This is a genomic window from Pseudomonas sp. NPDC087804 (genome assembly GCF_044742965.1).
GTDB lineage: Bacteria > Pseudomonadota > Gammaproteobacteria > Pseudomonadales > Pseudomonadaceae > Aquipseudomonas > Aquipseudomonas rustica.
In genome coordinates this window covers 14,497-32,089 of sequence record NZ_JBIUVN010000022.1, presented here as the reverse complement: position 1 = coordinate 32,089, position 17,593 = coordinate 14,497, and the positions used below count along the sequence as shown (strand labels likewise).

Sequence of the window (17,593 nt, the reverse complement as noted above, 5' to 3'; positions counted from 1 at the left end):
GTTTTCAGTCGAAACGCCCTTAAAAAGATGTTTCAAGCGCTTTCAGGTCTGTAACAGGAAGGTTACCGGGCCATCATTGACCAGGTGCACCTGCATATCCGCGCCGAATCTACCTGATGCCACAGTGCCATGCATCTGTTTCGCTTTGCCTAATAGATAGTCGAACAATTCCTCGCCCAGGGCCGGAGGTGCTGCGCTGGAAAAACCCGGGCGCAACCCGCTCCTGGTGTCGGCTGCGAGGGTGAACTGAGAGACCAGCAGCAACCCGCCGCCAACATCCGCCAGGGACAAGTTCATCTTGCCCTCGGCGTCGCTGAATACCCGATAGTTAAGCAGCTTATGCAGAAGTTTGTCGGCGCTGGCACGCGTGTCGTCGGGTTCGACCGCCACCAGCACCAGCAAACCTTGATCGACCGCGCCTACCACCTCGCCCGCCACTTCGACCCGTGCGTTACTGACGCGCTGCAAAAGGCCCTTCATGCTTCTTCGGGCGGCAGGTCGAGCAGGCGTCGCGCCATGTTGCCGGCCGCGCGCACCAGTGCATCGGTGATGCCCGGTTCGGAGGCGGCGTGGCCGGCGTCGCGGATCACCTGCAATTCGCTGTTCGGCCAGGCTTGATGCAGTTCCCAGGCATTGTCGAGCGGGCAGATCACGTCATAACGACCGTGAATGATCACGCCCGGCAAATGCGCGATCTTGCCCATGTCGCGAATCAACTGGTTCGGTTCAAGGAACGCGTTGTTGGTGAAATAGTGGCATTCGATCCGTGCAATCGACAGCGCGCGCTGCGGTTCGGAGAAACGATCGACCACCAGCGGGTTCGGCCGCAGGGTCGCGGTACGCCCTTCCCATGTCGACCAGGCTTTGGCCGCGTGCATCTGCGCAATCTGGTCGTTGCCGATCAGACGTTTGTGGAAAGCGCTGAGCAGATCGTCGCGTTCGTCCAGCGGGATCGGCGCGATGTAGTCCTGCCAGTAATCAGGGAACAGACGGCTGGCACCGGCTTGATAGAACCACTCGATTTCCTGCGGACGGCAGAGAAAGATCCCACGCAGGATCAGACCATGAACACGTTCCGGGTGAGTTTGCGCGTAGGCCAGCGCCAGCGTCGAACCCCACGAGCCACCGAACAGCACCCATTTTTCGATGCCCAGGTGTTTACGGATGCGCTCAAGGTCGGCGACCAGATCCCAGGTGGTGTTGTTTTCCAGGCTGGCGTGCGGCGTGGAGCGACCGCAACCGCGCTGGTCGAAAGTGACAATGCGATACAGATTCGGATCGAAATAGCGCCGGCTCTGCGCGTCGCAACCGGCGCCGGGGCCGCCGTGGATGAACACAACCGGCAAACCCTCGGGTGAACCGCTTTCGTCGACGTACAGCGTGTGGGTGTCATCGACAGCCAGATCGTGCCGGGCGTGAGGTTTGATCTGCGGAAACAAAGTCTGCATTGCGCGCTCCGTAAGGGGTCGAGGTCATCCCTGGGGGGACTTCTATTATTCTGCCGTTGGGCATCATAAACCCGATTTACGTCAATGAGCATGCTCCGGAGCCTGATCGTTGATCGTTCCCACGCTCTGCGTGGGAATGCAGCCCGTGACGCTCCGCGTCACTGGACGCGGAGCGTCCCAAGAGGCATTCCCACGCGCAGCGTGGGAACGATCAAAAGATCGCAGCCTTCGGCAGCTCCTACAGGGGTGGATCAGCCGGTGTAGTGAGCCTTTGCCCAGGCCAGATAGCCTTGTAGCAGTTCCTTGAGCACGACTTGCGTCGGCTCGGCCAGGTCGGCGCGATAGCGGAACGGTTCGAACTCTTCCATGTAGGTGCTCTGGCACAACTCCAGTTGCACGGCGTGGATGTTCTCGGCCGGGTTGCCGTAATGCCGGGTGATGTGACCACCCTTGAAGCGGCCGTTGAGCACATGGCTGTAGTAGCTGTGGCCGGCGCAGATTGCTTCGAGCTGACTGGCCAGTTGCGGATCACAACTGGCGCCGTTGAAGGTGCCGAGGTTGAGGTCCGGCAGCTTGCCGTCGAACAGGTGCGGGATGATCGAACGGATCGAGTGCGCATCGAACAGCAACGCGTAACCGAACTCGGCCTTCAATCGCGCCAGCTCTTCTTGCAGGGTGCGGTGATACGGCGTCCAGATCTGCTCAAGATACGTCGCGCGTTCTTCCTTCGACGGCTCATGCCCTTCGCGGAACAACGGAATGCCATCGAACAACGTCGCCGGATACAGCCCGGTGGTCGCCCCGGCGTATAGCGGCTTATCGTCGGACGGTCGATTCAGATCGATGACGAATCGTGAATACTCAGCCGCCAACGTGCTCGCGCCCAGCTCTTCGGCAAAGTCGTACAGCTGCGGAATGTGCCAGTCAGTGTCCGGCAGGCTTTTCGCGTCAGGAATCAACCCGGCTTCCACCGCAGGCGTCAGGCGTACGCCAGCGTGGGGCATGCTGATCAGCAGCGGCACGCGACCTTGTTTGAAGTTCAGAACCTTATCCACAACCGCTCTCCTACAGACTTGATTCGACGCCGTGACGGACGACGCGTTTGTCCAGATCACCACCGAGCCAATAGGCCAGATCCGCCGGACGATCGATGTGCCAGGCGACGAAATCCGCAACCTTGCCGACTTCCAGCGAACCGTGAGTGTCGGCCATGCCCAGTGCTTGTGCGGCATGAATCGTCGCGCCGGCCAGGGCTTCTTCCGGGGTCATGCGGAAACAGGTGCACGCCATGTTCAGCATCAGCCGCAACGACAGCGCCGGCGAAGTGCCGGGGTTGAGGTCGCTGGCAATGGCGATTTTCACCTTGTGCTTGCGCAGGGCGTCCATTGGCGGCAACTGGGTTTCGCGCAGAAAGTAGAACGCGCCCGGCAGCAGCACGGCGACGGTATCGGCTTCGGCCATGGCGATGGCGTCGGCCTCGTCCATGAACTCCAGATGATCGGCAGACAACGCCTTGTAGCGCGCGGCGAGGCTGGAGCCGTGCAGCGAGGACAATTGTTCGGCGTGCAGCTTCACCGGCAGACCGAGTTGTTGCGCGGCGATAAACACGCGCTCGACCTGCTCCGGCGAGAAGGCCAGGTATTCGCAGAACGCATCCACGGCATCGACCAGACCTTCGGCGGCGAGCGCGGGGAGCATTTCGTTGCAGACCAGATCGATGTAATCGTCGGCGCGATCCTTGTACTCCGGCGGCAGTGCGTGGGCGGCCAGACAAGTGCTGCGCACGCTGATCGGCAGCTGTTTTTCGAGGCGACGGATGACCCGGAGGATTTTGCGTTCGTTGACCGGATCGAGGCCGTAGCCGGATTTCATTTCGACCGTGGTCACGCCGTCGCGCATCAGGCTTTTCAGGCGTTTGGCGGCGCTGGCGAACAGCTCGTCTTCCGTCGCTTCACGCGTAGCGCGCACGGTGCTGGCGATGCCGCCGCCGGACGCCGCGATCTCGGCATAGCTGACGCCTTGCAGACGCTTTTCAAATTCGCCGCTGCGGTTGCCGCCGAACACCGTGTGGGTGTGGCAGTCGATCAGGCCGGGGGTGACCCACGCGCCTTGCAGATCATTGACCGCCGGGTATTCGCCGGACGGCAGTTGATTGCGCGGGCCGATCCACTCGATGAGCGCACCGGACGTCACGATGGCCGCATCCTCGATGATCGAGTAGACGCCTTGCGCCATGGTTGCGACGTGGCAGTGTTGCCAGAGGGTTTTCACTGTTGGCCTCCGTTGGGGTTGGTGATCGTTCCCACGCTCTGCGTGGGAATGCCTCAAGGGACGCTCTGCGTCCAGTGACGCGGAGCGTCACGGGCTGCATTCCCACGCGGAGCATGGGAACGATCAGTGGGTGGGTTACAAACTAGGCAGCAGCTTCGCCGGAACCAGCTCGGTCAGGCAGCGCGAAGCCAACAACTCAGTCGCCGCATTGATATCTGGCGCGAAGAACCGGTCTTTCTCATAAAACGGCACTTCCTTACGCAGAATCGCCCGCGCCTGTTCCAGCTTCGCCGAGGTCTTCAGACCGTTACGCAGATCCAGCCCCTGCACCGCCGCCAGCCATTCCACCGCGAGAATCCCGCGCGTGTTTTCGGCCATTTCCCACAGACGCTTGCCCGCCGCAGGCGCCATGGAAACGTGGTCTTCCTGGTTAGCCGAAGTCGGCAGACTGTCCACCGAATGCGGATGCGACAACGCTTTGTTCTCGCTGGCCAACGCCGCAGCGGTCACCTGCGCAATCATGAATCCGGAATTCACGCCGCCATTGGCCACCAGGAACGGCGGCAGTTGCGACATGTGCTTGTCCATCATCAGCGAGATGCGGCGTTCGCTCAGCGAGCCGATTTCGGCAATGGCCAACGCCATGTTGTCAGCGGCCATGGCCACCGGTTCAGCGTGGAAGTTGCCGCCGGAAATCACGTCGCCTTCAGCGGCAAACACCAACGGGTTATCGGAAACCGCGTTGGCTTCAACCGCCAGCACTTCAGCGGCCTGACGGAACTGGGTCAGGCAGGCGCCCATGACTTGCGGCTGGCAGCGCAGCGAGTACGGATCCTGAACCTTCTCGCAATTCTGATGCGAGTCGGAGACTTCACTGCGCTCACCGAGCAGATCACGATAAGCCGCAGCCGCATCGATCTGACCTTTCTGGCCACGCGCCGCATGAATGCGGGCATCGAATGGCGAACGCGAACCCAAAACCGCTTCAACCGTCAGACCGCCCAGCGCCAACGCGCCGGCAAACAAATCTTCACCTTCAAACAAGCCACGCAGCGCGAACGCGGTGGAAACCTGAGTACCGTTGAGCAGTGCCAGACCTTCTTTCGCCGCCAGCGTCAGCGGCGTCAGACCCGCGACTTTCAGCGCTTCAACCGCTTCCATCCACTCGCCTTTGTAGCGCGCCTTGCCCTCGCCCAGCAGCACCAGCGACATGTGCGCCAACGGCGCCAGATCGCCCGACGCACCCACCGAACCTTTCAATGGAATGTGCGGATAAACCTCGGCGTTGATCAACGCGATCAGCGCATCGATCACCACGCGGCGAATGCCGGAGAAACCACGGCTGAGGCTGTTGACCTTGAGCACCATGACCAGACGCACCAACTCATCGCTGATCGGCACGCCAACACCGGCGGCGTGGGACAACACCAGCGAGCGCTGCAGGTTTTCCAGGTCTTCGCTGGCGATGCGCGTCGAGGCCAGCAGGCCGAAACCGGTGTTGATGCCGTAGGCAGTGCGGTTCTCGGCGAGGATCTGCTCGACGCAAGCGACGCTGGCTTCGATCTGCGCCGAGGCGCTGTTGTCGAGCGTCAGCTTGACCGGGTTCTGGTAGACGTCACGCAGTTGGGCCAGGCTCAGTTGGCCGGGAATCAGGTTCAGCGCAGTCATTTAAATGCTCCTTTTGAGAGTTTGTTATTAACTTGCCATTCGCTCCGGAGCATTCCGTTATCCGTCGCTTTCAGCCTTGTGAGCATCCGGCGCCTTGGCACGCTGGCAGGGTAGTTTTTCAATGCAAATTCGATAGAACGTTGTGCAGCAGATTCGGGTTTTTCAACACGCTCGCGGCGGCGGCAATATCCGGCGCCAGCCAGCGATCCTGATCGTAGGCCGGAACCGTTTCGCGCAGCAGTCGCCAGGCGACATCGGTGCCAGTGCCGAAGCGTTGTTCCTTGAGGAATTCAAACGCCTGCGCCGCCAGTAGATATTCGATGGCGAGGATCTGCGTGCAGTTTTCCAGCGCGCGATGCAGCTTCAGCGCGGCATTGGTGCCCATGCTCAGATGGTCTTCCTGCAAACCGGAAGTGATGTAGTTGTCGAGCACCGCCGGTTGCGCCAATTGACGGTTTTCCGCGCATAACGACGCAGCGACGTACTGGACGATCATCATCCCGGAGTTCACCCCCGGATTGGCCACCAGAAATGCCGGCAGGCCACTGACGTGCGGGTTGACCAAACGATCGAGGCGACGCTCGGCGATCGAGCCGATTTCAGCCATGGCAATCGCCAGCAAATCCGCCGCCATCGCCACCGATTGGCCGTGCGGATTGGCTTGCGACATCACCCGGAAATTATCCGGCGTGCCGAGCAGCAACGGGTTGTCGGTGCAGCCGTTGAGTTCGGCTTCGACCTGTTTGATCGCATGGTCGAGTTGATCACGCGCCGCGCCGTGTACTTGCGGGATAGAACGAATGCTCAGCGCATCCTGCGTACGAATGCCTTTGCTCGACGCAATCACTTCACTGCCGTCGAGCAACGCGCGCAAATTGATGCCGACCTGCTGCATGCCCGGGTGCGGTTTCAGCGCGATGATCTCGGCATCGAAGGCGTCGATCTGACCGCGCTGCGCTTCGAAACTCATCGCACCGATGACATCGGCCCATTGCACCAGACGCGTGGCATCGGCAATCGCCAGACAGCTGAGGCCGGTCATGCATGGCGTGCCATTGACCAGACACAAACCGTCCTTCGCCCCGAGTTGCACCGGTTGCAGACCCTCTTCGGCCAATGCTTGTTGTGCGGAGATAATCTGCCCGCGATAGCTGACGTTGCCGACGCCGAGCAGCGTGATGCCGATGTGCGCCATGTGCGTCAGGTAGCCGACTGAACCTTGCGACGGCACTTGCGGGGTGATGCCACGATTGAGCAGCGCCAGCAGCCCTTCGACGACCCGGCGATGCAGCCCGGATTTGCCGTGGCTGTAGTTGTGAATGGCGGCGCAGATGATCGCGCGGGTCTGCTCGTCGACGAGTACCGGGCCGACGCCGCAGGCATGGCTGAGCAAAGAGTTGCGCGAGAGCTGGCTGAGTTGTTCGTCTTTTAGGGAAACGTTGGACAAACCGCCCAGGCCGGTGTTGACGCCATAGGCACGTTCGCCGCTGGCGACGATGCGCTGGACGATGGCCTGCGCATTTTCGATGCGCGCCCAGGTGTCGCTCGACAGCTCCAGTTGAGCGCCGTGACGGGCGACAGCAACCACGTCCTGCCAACGCAGAGGAGCGCCGGTGATAACGATTTTTTCAGCCTGGGACATCTAAAACCTCAACCGTAATATTGATGCAGCTTCACTGACGCCTTCGCGAGCAAGCCCGCTCCCACAGGGAGACGCATTCCAAATGTGGGAGCGGGCTTGCTCGCGAAGAGGCCAGCCCAGCCAACACAAAACTGCTTAAACCACCGCCGCACGCCGCTGAACGAACCGGTCAACGTACTCATCCGCCGGCGAATGCAGAATCTCGCGTGGCGTGCCGACCTGAATCAACCGCCCATCCTTGAGAATCGCAATCCGGTTACCAATGCGCACCGCCTCATCAAGGTCGTGGGTGATAAACACGATGGTCTTGTGCAACGTCTTCTGCAGCTCGAGCAACTGATCCTGCATCTCGGCGCGGATCAGCGGATCCAGCGCACTGAACGCTTCGTCCATCAGGATGATGTCGGTGTCTGCCGCCAAGGCCCGAGCCAGACCAACACGCTGGCGCATGCCGCCGGAGAGCTGATGCGGGTATTTGTTTTCGTAGCCTTTGAGGCCCACGGTGTTGATCCAGTGCAGCGCGCGTTCCGCGCACATTTGCTTGCTCTCGCCGCGCACTTTCAGGCCGTAGGCGACGTTGTCGAGTACGGTTTTGTGCGGCAGCAGGCCGAAGCTCTGGAACACCATGCTGATCTTGTGCCGGCGAAATTCGCGCAGGGCTTCCATGTCGTATTGCAGGATGTCGACGCCGTCGACAAGGATCGCGCCGCTGGTGGGGTCGATCAGGCGATTGAAGTGGCGCACCAGTGTCGACTTGCCGGAACCGGAGAGGCCCATGATCACGAAGATCTCGCCAGTACCGATGCTCAACGACAGATCGTTTACCCCGACCACGCAACCGGTTTCGCTCAACACCTGATCCTTGGTCTTGCCCTGACCGACCATGGCCAGCGCATCCTTGGCGCGGTTGCCGAAAATCTTGAAGACGTTTTTGACTTCGATCTTGCTCACGGTTGCGTTGCTCATTTGCTCACCTCATGCCGTGGCCGACCGTACGCCTGAGTAATGCGGTCGATGACCACTGCGAGAATCACGATCGCCAGACCGGCCTCAAGCCCGCGCCCGACGTTTAGGGTCTGAATCCCCACCAGCACATCTTCACCCAGACCACGGGCGCCGATCATCGAGGCGATCACCACCATCGACAGGGCCATCATGGTGGTCTGGTTGATCCCGGCCATGATGCTCGGCAAGGCCAGCGGCAGTTGCACACCGAACAGTTGCTGCCAGCGGTTGGCGCCGAATGCGTTGATCGCTTCCATCACTTCGCCGTCAACCTGGCGGATGCCCAGATCGGTGAGGCGAATCAGCGGTGGCGCAGCATAGATAACGGTAGCGAAAATCGCCGGCACCTTGCCCAGACCGAACAGCATCAGCACCGGAATCAGGTACACAAAACTTGGCATGGTTTGCATGATGTCGAGCAGCGGCATCAGCACCGAACGCAGGCGATTGCTGCGCGCCGAGAGAATCCCCAGCGGGATGCCGATCAGCACCGAAATGATCGTCGCGACCATCATCAGCGCCAGCGTTTGCATGAGTTTGTCCCACAGGCCGACCGCGCCAACGAGGAACAACAAACCGACGATGACCGCAGTGGTCACCACTTTGCGCGTGGCGTGCCAGGCGATCACACCGACGATCGCCAGCATCAACCACCACGGCGCCGCACGCAGCATGCCTTCAAGGTTGACGATGGCCCACAGCAGCGTGTCGGAGATATGGCGGAACACATCGCCGTAGTTGGTGACCAGCGAATCGACCCAACCGTTGACCCAGTCGGCGATGGAAAAGGTAAAGCTCTCGGGAAACATAAGCGGCTCTCAATCAGAAATCTCAATCAAGCGTTTACGGCATATCTCCCGGCCTGCCTCGCGGTTAGCCGGGAGGTATCGACCTACAGCGCCGCGTCGATTTTCTTGGCTGCGTCGTCACTGACCCACGCATGCCAGACTTCAGGATGTTCCTTGAGGAAGATTTTCGCCAGTTTTGGCGACTCGATGCGTTCCTTCGCCATGCGACCCAGGTTCTGGTTCAGCAGGTCGATCGGCAGGTTGACCTTTTCCAGCACGGCCACCAGCTCCGGGGCTTCGTCGTGGAAGGTCTTGGACAGGCCGACCTTGATGCTCACGGACTTGTCGACACCCGGTTTTTCTTCGAGTTTGACCAAGTCAACCTGGCCCATCAGCGGGGTTGGCGACCAGTAGTAGAACAGGATCGGCTCGCCACGCTTGTAGCTCGACAGCACTGCCGCATCCAGCGCCGGGCCGGTGCCTGGGCGGAAGTTGGTGTAGCTGTTTTCCAGACCGTAGCTTTTCAGCATTTCGCTGTTGTCGAGTTCACAAGTCCAGCCGGCCGGGCAGTTGTAGAAACGGCCCTTGGACGGCTCTTCCTGATCCTTGAACACGGCGGCGTACTTGCTCAGATCGGCGATGTTTTTCAGATCCGGTGCTTTCGCTTCCAGCTTGCGTTTGGCGTCGCCTTCGATCACGTAGCGCGGCACGTACCAGCCTTCCACAGCGCCCACCACAGGTGCGCCGACACCGACGACCTTGCCGGCCTTCTCGGCCTTGTTCCAGACCTCGCTGCGGCCGACCCACTCTTCGGCGAACACTTGAATATCGTTGCTGCTCAGGGCGTTTTCCATGGTGATGGAGTTGCCCGGCAAACTGTCGGTCTTGCAGTCGTAGCCTTTCTCCAGCACCACTTGCAGGACGTCGGTCAGGAGCATGCCGCTTTCCCAGTTCAGCCCGGCGAATTTCACCGGTTTGCCCGATTCGCACCAGCCGGCGGCTTGCGTCGCGCCGGCACTGGCCAGCAGGCCCATGGACAGCAATGTGGTCAGCAGGGTCTTGTTCGATTTCATTGTTGTGACGCTCCTAATCATGAATTGGCTTACGGCAGTCAAGAGGCATCCAGCCCTGTCCACGTCCAATCAGGCCTGCGCCGCAGCGCGACCGGCCCCGCTTGTTTTAGGTTGTACAACGCTGTTCTGCTCGACCGGCAGAATCAGTTGATCGGGTACCGCGCTGTGCCATTTTTTCGCGCACACGTAGTAGACGACGGCCGGCAGCACCAGACCGATGATCCAGGAAATATCCACATCACCGAGGGCCGCCACCAGCGGGCCGGTGTAGAACTTGGTGGAGATGAACGGCAGTTGCACCAGCACACCGAACACATAAACGCTGATACCGAGCATGTTCCAGCGACCGTAGCGACCGTTCGGATCGGCCAGCGCCGGCACGTCATAACGCTCACGGGTGATGCAGTAGTAGTCGACCAGGTTGATCGCACTCCACGGAGTGAAGAACGCGAGCAGGAACAGGATGAACGACTTGAACGCACCGAGGAACGAATGCTGACCGAGCAGCGCGATCAGGGTCGCCGCGCCAACGATCACCAGCACGAACACCAGACGCTGCATCCGCGTAACGGTCAGGTGGCCTTTGAAACCACTGATGATGGTCGCGATGCACATGAAGCTGCCGTAGGAGTTCAGCGTCGAGATGGTCACCTTGCCGAATGCGATGCTGAAGTACAGCAGCGCAGCGGTGGCTCCGGTGCCGCCCAGGCCGACGATGTAGGCAACTTCGTGACCGGCGAACTGGCCGTTGGCCGAAGCCGCCGCGAACACGCCGAGGATCATCGCCACTTGCGCGCCGACCACTGAACCGGCACCGGCGGCGAAGAAGGTTTTCACCGCCGAGGTCTTGCTCGGCAGGTAACGGGAATAGTCAGCCACGTAAGGGCCGAACGCGATCTGCCAGGAGGCCGCGAGCGACACCGCGAGCAGGAAGCTGCTCCAGCTGAAATGACGGATTTGCAGGAGTGCGCCGACGTCGGTCTGGCTCATCAGACGCCAGAACAGGAAGACGAAAGCGATCACGCCAATGACGCTGGCGACACGGCCGATCCAGTGGATCACTCGGTAACCGAGCACCGTGACCACCACGATCACGCTGGCGAAAATCAGGATGCCGACGCTGTCGCTGACATTAAACAACTGGCCCAGCGCCTGACCGGAAAGCACGGTGCCGGTCGCGGTGAAACCCAGGTACATCAGGCACACCAGCACGATCGGGATCGCCGCACCATACACGCCAAACTGCACGCGGCTGGAGATCATCTGCGGCAAACCGAGTTTCGGCCCTTGCGCGGCATGCAGCGCCATCACGCCACCGCCGAGCAATTGACCGATCAACAGACCGATCAACGACCAGAACACATCACCGCCCAACACCACGGCCAAAGCCCCGGTGACGATCGCGGTGATTTGCAGGTTGGCACCCATCCACAGGGTGAATTGGCTGAACAGACGACCGTGTCTTTCCGCTTCCGGGATGTAGTCGATCGAACGCCTTTCGATCAACGGTTTGTTGCTTGCACGATCGGTGGTGACAGCCATGATTCAACCTCTGTGGATTGTTCCGGGTTTTGTTCTTTTTTGGCTTTTGCTTTTGTAGGAGTGAGCCTGCTCGCGATGGCGGTGTGTCAGTCAGCACATTTGCTGAATGTGCCGGCCTCATCGCGAGCAGGCTCACTCCTACAGGGGAAAGCATTACTTTCCGGTAATCATCGGCAAGTTCAGACCCTGTTCCTTGGCGCAGTCGATGGCGATCTGGTAACCGGCATCGGCGTGGCGCATAACACCAGTGGCCGGGTCGTTGTGCAGCACGCGCGCAATGCGCTCGGCCGCCTCGTCCGTACCGTCGCAGACAATCACCATGCCCGAGTGCTGCGAGAAGCCCATGCCGACGCCGCCGCCGTGGTGCAGGGAAACCCAGGTCGCGCCGCTCGCGGTATTCAGCAGAGCGTTGAGCAGTGGCCAGTCGGACACGGCGTCGGAGCCGTCCTGCATCGATTCGGTTTCACGGTTCGGGCTAGCCACCGAGCCAGAGTCGAGGTGGTCGCGACCGATCACGATCGGCGCCGACAGCTCACCGCTGCGCACCATCTCGTTGAAGGCCAGACCGAGCTTGGCGCGCAGGCCCAGGCCGACCCAGCAGATACGTGCCGGCAGACCCTGGAAGCTGATGCGCTCGCGGGCCATGTCCAGCCAGTTGTGCAGGTGCGCGTCGTCGGGGATCAGCTCTTTGACCTTGGCGTCGGTTTTGTAGATGTCTTGCGGATCGCCGGACAGTGCCGCCCAACGGAACGGGCCGATGCCACGGCAGAACAGCGGACGGATGTAAGCCGGTACGAAGCCCGGGAAGTCGAATGCGTTTTCGACGCCCTCTTCCTGTGCCATCTGACGGATGTTGTTGCCGTAGTCGAAGGTCGGAATGCCTTGTTTCTGGAATTCCAGCATCGCTTTAACGTGCACGGCCATCGACTGCTTGGCGGCTTTGATTACAGCGGCGGGCTCGGTCTTGGCGCGGGCGCGGTATTCGTCCCAAGTCCAGCCGGCAGGCAGGTAACCGTTGAGCGGGTCGTGGGCACTGGTCTGGTCGGTGACCATGTCCGGGCGCACGCCGCGCTTGACCAGTTCCGGCAGAATTTCTGCGGCGTTACCCAGCAGCGCGATGGAGATCGCCTTGCCTTCTTTGGTGTATTTGTCGATGCGCGCGAGGGCGTCGTCGAGGTCTTTGGCTTGCTCGTCGACGTAGCGGCTTTTCAGGCGGAAATCGATGCTCACTTGTTGGCATTCGATGTTCAGCGAGCAAGCGCCGGCCAGGGTTGCCGCCAGCGGTTGTGCGCCGCCCATGCCACCCAAACCGGCGGTCAACACCCACTTGCCGGTGAGGTTGTCGTTGTAGTGCTGGCGACCGGCTTCAACGAAGGTTTCGTAGGTGCCTTGAACGATGCCCTGGCTGCCGATGTAGATCCAGCTGCCGGCGGTCATCTGGCCATACATGGCCAAGCCTTTGGCGTCGAGTTCGTTGAAGTGCTCCCAGCTCGCCCAGTGCGGGACGAGGTTGGAGTTGGCGATCAGTACGCGCGGGGCGTTGCTGTGGGTCTTGAACACGCCGACCGGCTTGCCGGATTGCACCAGCAGGGTCTCGTCGTCATTCAGGTTGGTCAGGCTCTCGACGATTTTGTCGTAGCACTCCCAGTTACGCGCAGCGCGACCGATACCACCGTAAACCACCAGCTCTTTCGGGTTCTCGGCGACTTCCGGGTCGAGGTTGTTCATCAGCATGCGCAGCGGCGCTTCGGTCAGCCAGCTCTTGGCGGTGAGCTTGTTGCCGCGGGCGGCACGGATTTCGACATCGCGAAACTTAGTCATTTTGTTATCAGTCACGAAAGAGACTCCTCAGCGATCAATTCAAACCAACCCTGGCAGTGGGCAAGCAGCCTGTGCGCTTCGCTGCGCGACAAGCGAATCAGTGGACGCTGCGGAGAGTCTCGAACGACTCATACGCATACGTCTTTACTTGTACATACAAGCATATGCAATCAAGCGGCCAACTTGTTGGAGGGCTGTTCAAGAAAAAACGCGGGCAGGGCTGGAGAGCGCCTGAATCAAGGGTTCTGGCGTGGATGAAATATTTCGAGGGTATTGATGGAGGGGGTTGGGGATTGTTACGAAAGCGAGGTTTTGCGCCACGCTGGGGCGTTCGGTAACAAGTTGGTGCGTGGGTTGGGAACATCCCAAAAGCAAAAGATCGCAGCCTTCGGCAGCTCCTACAGTGGGATTGATGTACACCCTGTAGGAGCTGCCGAAGGCTGCGATCTTTTAAGATTTTTGACTCAGCGCGCCGTCAGCTCAATGACACAGCAAGCGGCATTGGTGGTGACTTCAACCAGTCCGGCGTTACCGTCCAGTTGCAGACAATCATGGCGACCGAGTAGCGATGCGGAATGACCAACCTGCACTTCCAGCAACTCACTGACACTGAACACCAGCACCGTCCCCGCCGAACTGAACAACCGCTGTTCACCGTCCAGCCACTGCAACCGCGCGCTGTACCGCTGCGGCGCGTAGATCAGGTTGAAGTCGCGAATCGCACCGCCGAGCAGCGTGCAGGAAACCTGGCTTTCACCGCTGAAGGCAAACGGGTCGAGCGATAACAGCGGCCGCGTATCGTCGCCATCGACGCACAGAACCATGCCGTCACCTTGCAACACGGTGATCACTCGTTGGTAACCGGCGAAGGTGGAAAAACCGCCGGACTCGGCGATGTCGGCAATCGACAGGCGCCAGCCGAAACCATCCAGCCCGGCACCGGCATCACGGGTTATTTCCTCAGTGCTGCCGCCGCCGTTTTTCCACGGCATGCGCGGGTAGCCTTCCGCGCGTAAAACCTTCACTTCACTCATTTATGCTCTCTATTTATGAAACCGACCTTCCAGACGATGACGAGAACCCGGGTGAATCAATCGCGCCGCCGTCACCGGCTGACGCCCCGACCACGTGCGGCGACGGATCAGCAAGCAAGGCTCACCCTTTTCAATCTGCAGCAATTTGCATTCGGACGGCTCGGCCAGAATCGCTTCAACCACATGCTCGCCCTCGGTCAGCGGAGCCACTTGGTTCAGGTAGGCGTAAGGCGTTTGCAGGGTGAAGTCCTGCTTGAGGTATTCCGGCGCGACCAGCGCGTTGACGAAACGGTCTTCGATTTGCACCGGAATGTCGTTTTCGTAATGCACGATCAGCGAGTGAAAGACCTTCTGCCCTTCACGCATATCCAGCGCCAGCGCACGCTCTGAACCGGCGGCCTCTTCTTCGAGGGTGATCACCTGGCAGGTGTGGCGATGGCCACGGGAAGCGATTTCGTCGGCGATGTTGTGCACTTCGAACAGCGCGGACTGGCTCTTCGGTTCGGCGACAAACGTGCCGACGCCTTGCATGCGCACCAACAGACCGTCGGCGGTCATCTCGCGCAGGGCGCGGTTGATGGTCATGCGGCTGAAACCGAGTTGATTGACCAGCTCGCTTTCGGACGGCACGCGGTAGTGCGGCGGCCAGTTTCCGCTGTCGATCTGCTGGGTGATCATCTGTTTGACGCGGGCGTACAAGGGCGCCGGACTGTCGCCCATGTTCGCGGCCAACGGGGAGACTGGAGGCGGAGTCGGCACGGTTGATCCCTGTTCATTGGATGAGAGTGGCTAGCTGGCCGGAGTTTACCGGGCAGGCAAACGTCTGTATATGTATATACAAATAACACACGATGGGGTGCTGAACCATGTCCGCCTTCTTTGCCGAACGCGCGCTGCTGCCTAACGGATGGGCCAACAATGTACGTCTTGAGGTCAGCGCCGAGGGCTCGCTGACCCAAATCCAGGCCGATTCCACCGCAGATGGCGCCGAACGACTGAGCGGGCCGTTGCTGCCGGGGATGCCCAATCTGCACTCCCACGCCTTCCAGCGTGCGATGGCCGGACTGGCCGAAGTGGCCGGCAACCCGAACGACAGTTTCTGGACGTGGCGCGATTTGATGTATCGCCTCGTCGGAAAAATCAGCCCGGATCAGCTCGGTGTGATCGCCCGTCAGCTGTACATCGAAATGCTCAAGGCCGGTTACACCTCGGTGGCCGAATTCCACTATGTGCACCACGACAGCAATGGTCAGCCGTACGCCGATCCGGCTGAACTGGCGTTGCGTATCAGTCAGGCGGCGAGTGAAAGCGGCATCGGTCTGACCTTGCTGCCGGTGCTCTACAGCCACTCCGGTTTCGGCGGGCAAACGCCTAACGATGGCCAGCGCCGTTTTATCAACAGCACCGAAAATTACCTGAATCTGCAGTCGCGTTTGCAGCCGTTACTGGCGCAGCAAAAATCGCAATCGCTGGGGCTGTGCTTCCACTCGTTGCGCGCGGTGACGCCGCAGCAGATGAGCGAAGTGTTGGCGGCCAGCGACAAGCAATGCCCGATTCACATTCACATCGCCGAACAGCAGAAAGAAGTCGACGACTGCCTGAGCTGGAGCGGTCGGCGTCCGCTGCAATGGCTGTACGAAAATGCCGAAGTTGATCAGCGCTGGTGTCTGGTGCATGCCACTCACGCCAATCCGGAAGAGGTCACGCTGATGGCCAAGAGTCGCGCCATCGCCGGGCTGTGCCTGACCACTGAAGCCAACCTGGGCGACGGAATTTTCCCGGCGGTGGATTTCCTCGCGCAGGGTGGGCGCATGGGCATCGGTTCCGACAGCCATGTCTCGCTCAGTGTGGTGGAAGAATTGCGTTGGCTGGAATACGGCCAGCGTCTGCGTGATCAGCGCCGTAACCGTTTGTATGGCGCGGATCAGCCGATGGTCGGGCGCACGCTGTATGACGCGGCGCTGGATGGCGGCGCGCAAGCGCTGGGGCAGCCGATTGGTGCGCTGGAGGTTGGCAAACGGGCGGACTGGATTGTGCTCGATGGCAACGATCCGTATCTGGCGACGGCGAACGGAGACGGGATTTTGAATCGCTGGTTGTTTGCCGGAGGGGATCGGCAGGTGCGTGATGTGTTGGTCAATGGCCAGTGGGTTGTGCGTGATGGCCGGCATGCCGGGGAAGAGGACAGTGCGCGCGCCTTCACCCAGGTCTTGCGCGACCTTCTCGGCTAGAAAAGCAAAAGATCGCAGCCTTCGGCAGCTCCTACAGGGTGAACACTTTCCCATGTAGGAGCTGCCGAAGGCTGCGATCTTTTCGCTCTTAATTAGAAGTCTTGGCCATCTGCCGTTCCGACGCTCGCCAGATCAATCGCGTGGTGTCATAGCCCTGCTGACGCGCCTTGCTCAGCAGTTCTTCTCGCACTACACCATTGACGGTCGGCGTGCGCGACAGCAGCCACATGTACTTGCGACTCGGGTCGCCGACGATGGCGGTCTTGTAGTCATCGCTGACGTACAGCACCCAGTATTCGCCTTTCGCCACACCCGGAATCAGACGCGAGAACCAGGTATCGAACTCGACCCACAATTTGTCGGTCTTGCCCGGCACCTGTGGATAAGCCGTGCCCTTCACTTCTTCCCACTGCCATTGCGGGGTCAGGCAACGATTGAGCACCGCGACGTTGCCGTCAGGCTTGAGGGTGTAATGCGCTTCGGATTGCGCGCAGTCGCGCTGGAAGTACATCGGCAAACGCGCCAGCTCATACCAGGTCCCTTGGTAACGCTTGAGATTGACGCTGTTGACGGTCTTCGGCGCCAACGGATCTACGCCGGAAGTGGCGCAGCCGGCCAGTACCAGGCCGGCAAAAAGGACAAGCAATAACCGCTTCATTTTTCTTCTCCGTGGGCGCGAGGCCCCGGTTTACTTCAGGCCTTGGCCGGAAAACATCAGCACTTTGTCACCGGCGTACTGCACGCTGATAAAGCTGTTTTTGTCGCCCCAGGTGCAACTGGACATGCCGAGCGCGCCCGAGCAATCAGTCGGTTTGCCCAACAAGGTCTCCACTTCGGTCTTGGCCATGCCGGCCGAGAGCTTCGAGTAGTTTTCCTGATTGATCTTGCCGCAGGCGGCCAACAGCACGCAGAACGACAAAAGGGCGATAGATCGCAGCGACATGGTGTAACTCCTGGAACGGAAGGGGGATGGCATGGGGCCAACCAGAAGCTTAGAAGAGAAAAGTGGTGTCTGGTTCCCTCCCGGGACGCCTATTTATTGCTCCGCTCGTCTGGCTTTTGCCGATAAA

Annotated in this window: 16 protein-coding genes; 1 reads left to right on the top strand and 15 read right to left on the bottom strand. The window is 60.3% G+C overall.

Annotated features, from left to right (window positions below):
* Positions 1-42: 42 nt before the first annotated feature.
* The 13 genes from dtd to hutC form a co-directional block, all read right to left on the bottom strand.
* Positions 43-480 carry a D-aminoacyl-tRNA deacylase gene (dtd, locus tag ACIOMO_RS21615; RefSeq protein ID WP_212544808.1) on the bottom strand — a complete coding sequence of 146 codons (438 nt, stop codon included), beginning with the start codon at positions 478-480 and terminating at the stop codon, positions 43-45.
* A complete protein-coding gene (pip, locus tag ACIOMO_RS21610; protein WP_053116622.1) occupies positions 477-1,448 on the bottom strand; it encodes a prolyl aminopeptidase in 972 nt (323 codons plus the stop codon). The genes dtd and pip overlap by 4 nt, the downstream gene beginning before the upstream one ends.
* A gap of 251 nt (positions 1,449-1,699) precedes the next feature.
* Entirely contained in the window at positions 1,700-2,503 is an 804-nt protein-coding gene (gene hutG, locus ACIOMO_RS21605; protein ID WP_401243499.1) for an N-formylglutamate deformylase, read from the bottom strand.
* Between the two features lie 10 nt (positions 2,504-2,513).
* Complete coding sequence (gene hutI, locus ACIOMO_RS21600; RefSeq protein WP_401243497.1) at positions 2,514-3,719, bottom strand: imidazolonepropionase; 1,206 nt, start codon at positions 3,717-3,719, stop codon at positions 2,514-2,516.
* Positions 3,720-3,854: 135 nt separating this feature from the next.
* Complete coding sequence (gene hutH / locus ACIOMO_RS21595; protein ID WP_053116619.1) at positions 3,855-5,387, bottom strand: histidine ammonia-lyase; 1,533 nt, start codon at positions 5,385-5,387, stop codon at positions 3,855-3,857.
* Between the two features lie 118 nt (positions 5,388-5,505).
* Positions 5,506-7,029 carry a histidine ammonia-lyase gene (gene hutH, locus ACIOMO_RS21590; protein WP_401243495.1) on the bottom strand — a complete coding sequence of 508 codons (1,524 nt, stop codon included), beginning with the start codon at positions 7,027-7,029 and terminating at the stop codon, positions 5,506-5,508.
* A 135-nt stretch (positions 7,030-7,164) separates the two neighbouring features.
* Positions 7,165-7,995 (bottom strand): glycine betaine/L-proline ABC transporter ATP-binding protein, encoded by an 831-nt coding sequence (locus ACIOMO_RS21585; RefSeq protein ID WP_053116617.1) that lies wholly within the window; start codon positions 7,993-7,995, stop codon positions 7,165-7,167.
* A complete protein-coding gene (locus tag ACIOMO_RS21580) occupies positions 7,992-8,843 on the bottom strand; it encodes a proline/glycine betaine ABC transporter permease (protein ID WP_008080600.1) in 852 nt (283 codons plus the stop codon). The genes ACIOMO_RS21585 and ACIOMO_RS21580 overlap by 4 nt, the downstream gene beginning before the upstream one ends.
* An 83-nt stretch (positions 8,844-8,926) precedes the next feature.
* The gene (locus tag ACIOMO_RS21575) at positions 8,927-9,895 is read right to left on the bottom strand and encodes an ABC transporter substrate-binding protein (RefSeq protein WP_401243492.1); all 969 of its coding nucleotides are present in this window, start codon (positions 9,893-9,895) and stop codon (positions 8,927-8,929) included.
* A gap of 69 nt (positions 9,896-9,964) precedes the next feature.
* A complete protein-coding gene (locus tag ACIOMO_RS21570; RefSeq protein ID WP_401243490.1) occupies positions 9,965-11,437 on the bottom strand; it encodes a purine-cytosine permease family protein in 1,473 nt (490 codons plus the stop codon).
* Between the two features lie 153 nt (positions 11,438-11,590).
* Positions 11,591-13,258 (bottom strand): urocanate hydratase, encoded by a 1,668-nt coding sequence (gene hutU, locus ACIOMO_RS21565; RefSeq protein ID WP_162130775.1) that lies wholly within the window; start codon positions 13,256-13,258, stop codon positions 11,591-11,593.
* 464 nt (positions 13,259-13,722) lie between these two features.
* The gene (locus ACIOMO_RS21560; RefSeq protein ID WP_401243488.1) at positions 13,723-14,292 is read right to left on the bottom strand and encodes a HutD family protein; all 570 of its coding nucleotides are present in this window, start codon (positions 14,290-14,292) and stop codon (positions 13,723-13,725) included.
* A gap of 9 nt (positions 14,293-14,301) precedes the next feature.
* Entirely contained in the window at positions 14,302-15,012 is a 711-nt protein-coding gene (gene hutC, locus ACIOMO_RS21555; protein WP_163013658.1) for a histidine utilization repressor, read from the bottom strand.
* A gap of 146 nt (positions 15,013-15,158) precedes the next feature.
* Here hutC and ACIOMO_RS21550 point away from each other — a divergent pair, with 146 nt between their 5' ends.
* The gene (locus ACIOMO_RS21550) at positions 15,159-16,523 is read left to right on the top strand and encodes a formimidoylglutamate deiminase (RefSeq protein ID WP_401243486.1); all 1,365 of its coding nucleotides are present in this window, start codon (positions 15,159-15,161) and stop codon (positions 16,521-16,523) included.
* Between the two features lie 88 nt (positions 16,524-16,611).
* Here the strand turns inward: ACIOMO_RS21550 and ACIOMO_RS21545 are convergent, their stop codons facing one another.
* A complete protein-coding gene (locus ACIOMO_RS21545) occupies positions 16,612-17,181 on the bottom strand; it encodes a lipocalin family protein (RefSeq protein WP_053116611.1) in 570 nt (189 codons plus the stop codon).
* Between the two features lie 30 nt (positions 17,182-17,211).
* Positions 17,212-17,466 carry a hypothetical protein gene (locus ACIOMO_RS21540; protein WP_053116610.1) on the bottom strand — a complete coding sequence of 85 codons (255 nt, stop codon included), beginning with the start codon at positions 17,464-17,466 and terminating at the stop codon, positions 17,212-17,214.
* Positions 17,467-17,593 lie beyond the last annotated feature (127 nt).

Bases quoted from the DNA above. Each gene is read 5' to 3' on its own strand.
- ACIOMO_RS21575 (WP_401243492.1), bottom strand. From the start codon at position 9,895: ATGAAATCGAACAAGACCCTGCTGACCACATTGCTGTCCATGGGCCTG.
- ACIOMO_RS21540 (WP_053116610.1), bottom strand. From the start codon at position 17,466: ATGTCGCTGCGATCTATCGCCCTTTTGTCGTTCTGCGTGCTGTTGGCC.
- ACIOMO_RS21545 (WP_053116611.1), bottom strand. From the start codon at position 17,181: ATGAAGCGGTTATTGCTTGTCCTTTTTGCCGGCCTGGTACTGGCCGGC.
- ACIOMO_RS21550 (WP_401243486.1), top strand. From the start codon at position 15,159: ATGTCCGCCTTCTTTGCCGAACGCGCGCTGCTGCCTAACGGATGGGCC.
- pip (WP_053116622.1), bottom strand. From the start codon at position 1,448: ATGCAGACTTTGTTTCCGCAGATCAAACCTCACGCCCGGCACGATCTG.
- hutU (WP_162130775.1), bottom strand. From the start codon at position 13,258: ATGACTAAGTTTCGCGATGTCGAAATCCGTGCCGCCCGCGGCAACAAG.
- hutH (WP_401243495.1), bottom strand. From the start codon at position 7,029: ATGTCCCAGGCTGAAAAAATCGTTATCACCGGCGCTCCTCTGCGTTGG.
- ACIOMO_RS21585 (WP_053116617.1), bottom strand. From the start codon at position 7,995: ATGAGCAACGCAACCGTGAGCAAGATCGAAGTCAAAAACGTCTTCAAG.
- hutC (WP_163013658.1), bottom strand. From the start codon at position 15,012: ATGGGCGACAGTCCGGCGCCCTTGTACGCCCGCGTCAAACAGATGATC.
- hutH (WP_053116619.1), bottom strand. From the start codon at position 5,387: ATGACTGCGCTGAACCTGATTCCCGGCCAACTGAGCCTGGCCCAACTG.
- dtd (WP_212544808.1), bottom strand. From the start codon at position 480: ATGAAGGGCCTTTTGCAGCGCGTCAGTAACGCACGGGTCGAAGTGGCG.
- ACIOMO_RS21570 (WP_401243490.1), bottom strand. From the start codon at position 11,437: ATGGCTGTCACCACCGATCGTGCAAGCAACAAACCGTTGATCGAAAGG.
- ACIOMO_RS21580 (WP_008080600.1), bottom strand. From the start codon at position 8,843: ATGTTTCCCGAGAGCTTTACCTTTTCCATCGCCGACTGGGTCAACGGT.
- ACIOMO_RS21560 (WP_401243488.1), bottom strand. From the start codon at position 14,292: ATGAGTGAAGTGAAGGTTTTACGCGCGGAAGGCTACCCGCGCATGCCG.